Source organism: Mesorhizobium sp. Arg314, assembly GCF_053714275.1.
This window is the reverse complement of the sequence record NZ_JBSKBP010000094.1, coordinates 1-8,405: the sequence shown is the minus strand read 5'-3', so window position 1 is coordinate 8,405 and position 8,405 is coordinate 1. Positions and strand designations below refer to the sequence as shown.

The 8,405-nt window shown below is 64.7% G+C and carries 6 protein-coding genes; 4 read left to right on the top strand and 2 right to left on the bottom strand.

Annotation, left to right across the window (positions count from 1 at the left end):
• From ACWGS9_RS33470 to ACWGS9_RS33455, 4 genes are all read left to right on the top strand, one after another.
• Positions 1-1,773, top strand: a 1,773-nt coding sequence (locus ACWGS9_RS33470; RefSeq protein WP_459077405.1) for a collagen-like domain-containing protein, incomplete at its 5' end; no start/stop codon positions are given.
• 218 nt (positions 1,774-1,991) lie between these two features.
• Entirely contained in the window at positions 1,992-4,298 is a 2,307-nt protein-coding gene (locus ACWGS9_RS33465; protein ID WP_454509235.1) for a peptidase domain-containing ABC transporter, read from the top strand.
• Positions 4,299-4,310: 12 nt separating this feature from the next.
• Positions 4,311-5,717, top strand: coding sequence for an HlyD family type I secretion periplasmic adaptor subunit (locus tag ACWGS9_RS33460; protein WP_454509234.1), 1,407 nt, complete (start codon positions 4,311-4,313; stop codon positions 5,715-5,717).
• Position 5,718: 1 nt separating this feature from the next.
• Entirely contained in the window at positions 5,719-7,449 is a 1,731-nt protein-coding gene (locus tag ACWGS9_RS33455; RefSeq protein WP_454509233.1) for a tetratricopeptide repeat protein, read from the top strand.
• Positions 7,450-7,600: 151 nt separating this feature from the next.
• On the opposite strand, the gene ACWGS9_RS33450 is transcribed toward ACWGS9_RS33455, so the two are convergent.
• A complete protein-coding gene (locus ACWGS9_RS33450) occupies positions 7,601-7,849 on the bottom strand; it encodes a conjugal transfer protein TraD (protein ID WP_454509232.1) in 249 nt (82 codons plus the stop codon).
• A 1-nt stretch (position 7,850) separates the two neighbouring features.
• On the bottom strand, positions 7,851-8,177 hold the full coding sequence (locus tag ACWGS9_RS33445) for a conjugal transfer protein TraD (RefSeq protein ID WP_454509231.1): 327 nt from the start codon (positions 8,175-8,177) through the stop codon (positions 7,851-7,853).
• Between the last annotated feature and the right edge of the window lie 228 nt (positions 8,178-8,405).

Genomic DNA, 8,405 nt, shown 5'->3' with positions numbered 1-8,405 from the left:
GCAACTGGAGCCACGGGTGCCACCGGTGCAACCGGCGATACGGGTGCCACAGGCGCAACTGGTGATACCGGCGCTACAGGTGCTACTGGCGCGACTGGTGATACCGGAGCCACCGGCGCCACGGGTGCGACTGGCGATACGGGTGCCACCGGTGCCACAGGAGCAACCGGCGATACGGGTGCCACGGGCTCAACTGGTGCGACAGGCGCAACGGGTGATACGGGCGCCACGGGTGCTACGGGCTCGACGGGTGCCACGGGCGCGACCGGCGCAACTGGTGATACCGGAGCCGCAGGTGCCACAGGTGCCACTGGCGCCACAGGTGCGACTGGCGACACGGGCGCCACAGGTGCGACCGGAGCCACCGGTGCCACGGGTGCGACTGGCGATACGGGTGCCACGGGTGCGACTGGTGCCACCGGCGCCACAGGTGCGACCGGCGATACGGGTGCCACCGGCGCAACCGGCGCCACGGGCTCAACTGGTGCCACAGGTGCGACCGGAGCCACCGGCGATACGGGTGCCACTGGAGCAACCGGCGCCACCGGCGCGACTGGCGATACCGGAGCCACAGGTGCCACAGGTGCAACCGGAGCCACCGGAGCAACCGGTGCCACAGGAGCAACCGGCGATACGGGTGCCACTGGCTCAACTGGTGCGACAGGCGCAACGGGCGCCATTGGCGATACGGGTGCCACGGGTGCGACTGGAGCCACTGGTGCTACCGGCTCCACCGGTGCGACTGGTGGTACGGGTGCCACGGGTTCGACCGGAGCCACGGGCGCAGCAGGAGCCACCGGCTCGACTGGTGCAACTGGTGCCACTGGTGCAACCGGTGCCACTGGTGCGACCGGACCTAAGGGCGACACCGGACCCAAGGGCGATACCGGGCCGAAGGGGGCCACGGGCGCGACTGGAGCAACCGGAGCCACCGGCGCCACGGGTGCGACCGGACCCAAGGGCGACACTGGGCCTAAGGGCGACACCGGGCCGAAGGGAGCCACGGGTGCGACCGGAGCAACCGGAGCCACCGGCGCCACGGGTGCGACCGGACCCAAGGGCGACACCGGGCCTAAGGGCGACACCGGGCCGAAGGGAGCCACCGGCGCGACTGGGGCAACCGGTGCCACCGGTGCCACTGGTGCGACCGGACCCAAGGGCGACACCGGGCCTAAGGGCGACACCGGGCCGAAGGGAGCCACGGGCGCGACGGGCGCCACAGGGGCAACCGGAGCCACCGGAGCTACGGGTGCGACTGGGCCTAAGGGCGATACCGGGCCGAAGGGAGCCACCGGCGCCACGGGTGCGACCGGACCCAAGGGCGACACTGGGCCAAAGGGCGCGACCGGAGACAGGGGCCCGACAGGTCCCACTGGCCCAACCGGTCCGACCGGACCCGGTGGCGGCAACCACAACTCAAATGTTGTGACGGCCTCGACGCTGGCGACGACGTCGACCCAAAAGACGGCGAAGGTCACCACCAGTTCCCTGGGACTCAAGGATACGACGCACTTCCTGCATTCCGGCTCGGGCGATAGTCACGCCGGCGGCCATGGGTCGTTCCGCCAACTTCTCGGCCAGGTGACCGGTTCGGTGACGACCGACCTCCTGAATGTGCTCAGCACGATCTGGGGATCCGGTCAAAACCAGAACAAGTCGTCGGGCGCGAGCACCGACCTGGCCTCGGACAAGACCAAGACCGGCGCCGGCTTCGGCAACATCGACGACACGCTCAAGAAGGCTTTGAAGGATATCTTGAAACCGCATGAGTGAGGGCGAATGGTGACCGGACGTGCCACGTTGCAAACCGGTCCAGGACTGAGAAGCGGTCGTGCGGGCTTTGCGCAAACGCTTGGCCCGCGCGTTCATCGCTCCAATTGGCGAGAGGGCTCGCATGGCCAACCCGCTCGGAGTATAGTGCAGGCTGCCGGGGAACGCGGGTGGGGTCGGCCCGTCTCGGCAACGCCGCCCGCGTGACGGAAGTAGGGTAGATGGTTGGTGTACCTATCAACGCCGAAGGCCAGCCGGTCCTGATCAAGGCTGACACGGAAGCGGACGCGCCCGGCAAGATTGGGCCAGAAAGCGAAGCGGCTCGGAGTCCTGGCGGGCCCGCCGAGTTCGATCGGCTCGCGCCGCGCTTGAAGGCGATGGTGCGCGTGGCCCGCTACCACGGTGTCGAACTCGACCCCAACGAATTCAGGGCGGCGAGCGCCAGCCCGGTTCCGGGCGCCGCAGATCTCTCCCAGTGGGCGCAGAACGGTGGCATGTGGGCGCGTGCTGTCCGCATCCGCTGGTCGCATCTTTTGCGCTTCGAGCAGACGGGGCCCGTCGTTCTGCTGTTCAGCGACGGCGGCGCGGGCCTGCTTACCGGGGCGAGCGCCGAACGGAATATCGTTTTCCTCAAAAGTGTCGATGCGCCCGACGACGCGGAAGGCGTACCGATCGACGAGCTTCGGCTGCGGCAGGTGTGGTCGGGTGAAGCCGTCCTCTTGCGTCCGACACGATCCTTCATCGCGGCGGATGCGCCCTTCACCTTTCACTGGCTGGTCGACCTCGTGCGGCTGGAGAGCAGGCCGCTGCGCGATATCGGCATCGCCTCGTTCACGCTCAGCATCCTCACCATCCTGCCGCCCCTCATCGTGATGACGGTGGTCAACAAGGTGCTCCAGTTCAACAGCATCTCGACCCTGGTGTTGCTGACTGCCGTGATCGCCGTTGTCTTCGCTTACGAGACGCTCCTAGGCCATGCGCGGCGGCTGATCATAAATGTTGTCGGCGCCCGGCTGGACACCAAGCTGAACTTGCACGTCTTCAGCCGGCTCCTGCGCCTGCCGCTTGACTATTTCGAGCGCCATCCGGCCGGCGAAATCATGTACCACCTTGCGCAGGTCCACCGCATACGCGAATTCCTGACCGGCAAGCTGCTCAGCACGTTTCTCGACCTGATCACGCTCTGCGTGCTCATACCCGTGATGTTCTACATAAACGCCACGCTTGCCTGGATAGTGCTGTTCTGCGCGGGCGTGATCATGGCGATCATCTTCGCCTTCCTTGCGCCGCTGCGTCGACGCTACCAGCAGGTGGTCGACGCAGAGACCTGGAAGTCGGCCGCGCTAGGCGAAACCGTCGTTGGCATCAAGACCGTCAAGGCGCTCGGTCTCGAGCCGCAGCGCAAGGCGCTGTGGGACGAGCGGGTGGCGGAGGCAGGCAAGGCGCGCCTCTCTTTCGGGCAACTGGCGAATTGGCCGCAGACCCTCGTGACGCCGATAGAGCGCGTCATGGTCCTCGGCACCATGTTGATCGGCGCCTATCTCGCGATGAACGACCGATCGGGCTATATGGTCGGCAGCCTCTTTGCCTTCATGATGATCGCTCAACGCGTCGCGCAACCGCTGGTCGGCCTGGCTCGGCTGGTCGAGGACTACGAAGAGGTCGGGGCTGCGATCGGCGAGGCCGCGTCGGTTCTCAACCGCCCGCTGGAAAGCACGTCCACTTCCGCGGGCTTGAGGCCAAAACTCGTCGGCGAGATCAAGTTCAGCGATCTGACCTTCAGTTACATCGGCACCAGGACGCCGGCGCTCGACCGGGTCAGCTTCGACATTCCGGCAGGCACGATGTTCGGCATTGTCGGTCGCAGCGGGTCGGGAAAGTCAACGATTGCGCGCCTGTTGCAGGGAATCAATCGCGACTACAGCGGATTCCTCAAGCTTGATGGAGTAGACCTCAAGGAAATCAACCTTCGCCACCTTCGCCAGGGACTGGGCGTTGTCCTTCAGGACAACTTTCTCTTCCGCGGCTCGATCAGGGACAACATTATTGCCGGACGTGCCGGCTTGACGCTTTCCGACGCCATGCGCGCGGCACACCTTGCCGGCGCCGCCGAGTTCATCGAACGCATGCCAAACGGCTACGATACCTACATCGAGGAAGGTTCGCCCAACCTATCGGGCGGCCAAAGGCAGCGCCTGGCGATCGCCCGCGCGCTCATCCACGATCCGACCGTCCTGATACTTGACGAGGCGACCAGCGCGCTCGACCCCGAGAGCGAAGCTGTCGTCAGCGCCAATCTCATGCGCATCGCCAGCGGTCGCACGATGATCATTGTTTCGCACCGGCTGGCGTCGCTGACCGAATGTGACCAGATCCTGGTCATGGATCAGGGCAGGGTCCTCGACGTCGCACCTCATTCGGTCCTGCTGGAACGGTGCGGGGTCTACCGCCAGCTCTGGTTCCAGCAGAACCGGCATCTTGACGGCCGACATGGCCGTCTGGCGGCAGTGCCGCCTCGGCTGACTTGAGCTCGGTTGGCCATGAGCACCACCACCTATTCCAGCCTTCCTGTCCGCCGGCGCAAGACGGAGACGCGCGATCCGACGCTGCCTGCCATCTTGGAATTCCAATGGCCATCAACGGCCGTCGCCAATGCGCCCATACCGCGTGTGGCGCGAAGCATCGTCTGGATCATCTTCAGCCTGGTCGTCGCGTTGATAACAGTGGCGGCACTGATACCGGTCGATCAGGTTGTCACGACACGGGGCCTCGTGGTCTCACAGTCTCCCAACATCATCGTCCAGCCGCTGGAGACGGCGATCGTCCGCTCCATCGAGGTGCGCGAAGGACAGCGTGTGAAGGCCGGTCAGTTGCTGGCCCGTCTCGACGCCACCTTTGCCTCGGCCGATCTCGCGGCATTGGCCACCCAGGTCGCGACGCTTGAAGCCGAAGTGGCGCGCCTGAAGGCGGAGGCCGATGGAAAGCCTTTCAGCTATGACGGGCTCGACCCGAGCTGGACGCTGCAGGCCTCGATCTTCGATCGCCGCAAGGCGGTGTATGATGCCAAGCTGGAAAGCTTCGACCGGCACAGTGACGAGCTCACGTCGGTCATCTCACGCTCCCAGTCCGATGCAGATGGCTACCGGCAGCGGTTGGCCGTCGCGGGGTCGATCGAGCAAATGCGCAAGCAGCTCGAAGCGAGACAGGTTGGAAGCCGTCTCAATACGCTTCTCGCCGAGGACAACGCGGCGGAAATGTCGCGAGCGCTCACCAACGCCGAGCAGACATCGGAGGCTGCCAAGCGCCAGCAGGCGGCGGTCGCGGCCGAGCGTGACGGCTACATTCAGAGCTGGCGCGCCGAGGTCTCGCAAAGTCTGTCGGAAGCCAATTCGCGCATGTCCGACGCCCGCGAACTTCTCAACAAGGCGAAGCTGCGCAAACAGTTGGTGGAACTGAGGAGCGAAGCGGATGCCACAGTTCAGTCGGTGGCCAAGGTTTCCGTGGGCTCGGTCATGCAGTCCGGGGAGCGGCTGATCACGCTGGTCCCGACCGACGCGGTGCTTGAGATCGAAACAAACATTGTCGGTCGCAGCAGCGGCTTCGTCCACGTCGGCGATCCAGTGGCCATCAAATTCGACACCTTTCCCTATTCGCAATATGGCTTGGCTCACGGAACGGTTCGCACGGTCAGCCCCGACTCCTTCTCGGCCAGAGAGCAGGCGCGCGACCCGAACAGTTCGTTGGCCATGCTGCCCGCCGATACCGAGCTGTTCTATCGCACCCAGATATCCATCGATGACGTCGCCCTGCATGGCGTGCCTGCGGGCTTCGCGGTAAGCCCCGGCATGCCGGTCACCGCGGACGTAAAGGTAGGTCGACGCACAGTGCTCAAATACATCCTCGGTGCGATGCTGCCGATAGGTCAGGAAGCGATGCGGGAACCCTAAGATGGCGATCTTGGATCGGCTCACCGGGTTGCACCCGGCGCTGGCGCTGCGCAGAGCGGTGCGGCTTGCCGAGAGTGGAAAGCTCGCGGAGGCCTTTCCCCTTATCGCGATCGCCGCTCGGGCCGGCATTCCCGAGGCCGAATACCGCGTCGCCCGCTCTTACCTCGAAGGTTCCGGTGTACCGCCAAGCCGCTCGGAGGGCGCGCGATGGCTGCGACTGGCCGCTGATCACGGCAGCGCAGACGCACAGGCCCTTCTCGCCGCGCTTTTCGTGGCCGGCCTGGCCGCGAGCGAAGACGACGCGAAAGGCAAGAGTTCGCACCGGCTGTTCGAAAAGGAATCCTCACAGGCGCCGGATTTTTCGATGGCTCTCCACTTCGCTGGAAAAGCGGCCGAAGCAGGGTCGGCGACCGGGCAGGCGGTTCTCGGCTACATCCTGAGCAAAGGTCCCAAGGCCATGCGCGACCTCGATGCCGCGCATGGCTGGTACGAAAAATCCGCGGCGGCGGGCTGCCCGGAAGGGTGCCTGGGTCTTGCCCTCTCGCTCGCAAGGCGCAGGCAGCCCGAGGATAGGGAAAGGATCGCCGCCGAGGTCCGACGCGCGGCGGACGCGGGTTTGCCGACAGCAATCTATCTTCTGGCGGCCCTTACTGAGCATGGAGTGGGAGTGCCGGTCGATCTTCAGGCCGCAGCGCAACTCTACCAGCTTGCCGCAGAGAAAGGCCTCGCGTCAGCTCAGTTCAGGCTGGGGTTGGCGCTGACGGAGGGCAGCCTGGCAGGTCACGATCCGGTGGTTGGCGAGGCATGGATGCGTCGTGCCGCCGTGGCCGGAAACCTCGACGCCGCCTATCGCCTCGGCGAACGGTATGTGAAGGGCCGCGAGCCCGACTACGCGGAGGCCGCTACGTGGTATCGGCTGGCCGCGGAGGCAGGGCATCAAGCGGCCGCGCGTGCCTTGGGCTCGCTTTATCTCTCGGGAAATGGAGTGGCTCAAGACGCCGAGGAGGGAAAGCGATGGCTGCGCGCCGCCGCAAAAGGGGGCCACCGGGAATCGCAAGTCGACCTCGCGAACCTCGTTCTTGAAGGTGCGGTCGGACCTGACGACAGTGTTGATGTCGCGGGATGGTTCGAGGCCACTGCCCTGTCGGGTGACTTGATATCGGCCTTCAATCTCGGCCTCTGTTATGCGGAGGGGGTGGGGGTTGGCAAGGACCAGGAGCGGGCAGCGCATTGGATGAGACGCGCGGCCGAAGGCGTGGCGCAAGCACAGTACATGTACGCACGCATGCTTCAAGACGGGCGTGGCGTAGCCAGCGACCTTGCGCAAGCCCGCTTGTGGCTCAAGCGAGCGGCGGACGCCGGTATGGCCGACGCGCAGGCGGCTCTGGCCGAAATGCTGCTCAACGGGCGCGGGGGAGAACGGTCTTCGCGGGCCGCTGCACACCTTTTCAAACAGGCCGCCGCCGCAGGTCACGTCGGCGCAATGTTCGCGATAGCTGCGCTATACGAAACCGGGGAAGGCTTGTCTTTCGATCACAAGGCGGCGCACAAATGGTTCGTGGCCGCCGCGGAGCGAGGTCATGGGCATGCGCAACTCATGCTGGGCCGCTATCTCTCCAAAGGCATCGCCTGCGAGCGGGACCCAGCTGCGGCTCGCATCTGGCTCGAGCGCGCGGTCGCTCAAGGTGTCCATGAAGCCGCGGATGAGCTTGCGGATCTCGAGCCGGCTTGAGAGTGCGCCGAGCAAGAGCAAAATCGCGCTCAATATGTCGGGTGCAGAATGTAACCACGCGTTACCGGTTGTTCAGCATATTAGCGCAACGTCATAAACGGACATCGAGTGTGACGAGTGGACGGTTTCGCGTTGCCCTCGCCTACCACAGCTATGTTCTCTGGTTATTTTGATTTTCATGCCTTTCCGCAGCGAACGCCAGCTTCCCCTTCGCATCCCAAAGGTCTCGTGCATGCTCGCCTTCATGGCTCTGCAGCTTCGCGGCGACCCAAAGCATCGCTCCATAGATAATGGCGCGATCGTCGTTGGTCAGTTCGACGATGCCTGCCTTCAACACGAGACCACCGAGTTCGATTAAATGTCGGGTACGCTTGCGGCGCTCGATCTGCCAGGCGCGCATGTCATTGCGAGCCCATGCCGCCTGCCGGCGATTGTGGGCTGCCTTGCTGCGCTGGAGCGCTACGCGGGTTGCTTGCAGACGCCGGAGCAGTTCGCCGAGACCTGTTTTCGAAAAACGTCACCCCACGCTTGGCCCATACCTCACGCTTTGCGGTGTCTTTCGTTTCAGCGATTGCGACCAAGGCGCCGGCCAGTTCGTCGGTGCTGAGTTGATCGGCGCCAGTGGCGATCACCAGTTCGCCAAGCTGCTGCACCTTCCGGATTTTTAGTCTCTTGGCTTTGTCTTCCAGCGCTTCCAGTTCCGTGTCGTAGTCGCGTGGTTTGCGCATGGCTGTCTCCTTCGATTGTTGATGCCGCAATGATACGGGAGCGTCTGCCGGAAGGCTGCAGGGCTGTGGAGACAGTCCGGGACGGGCTGGTCCATCCCGAGATTTTTTCGAGGGAGGGCGCGCTTATACGTCGTGCCGACGTGCGCTTTGCCGTGCAAATGGTGGAGTAGAGATGAAGCGCTACTTCCCCTTTCGGAGACAAGTTTCTCCATCCCTCTCCCCGAACCG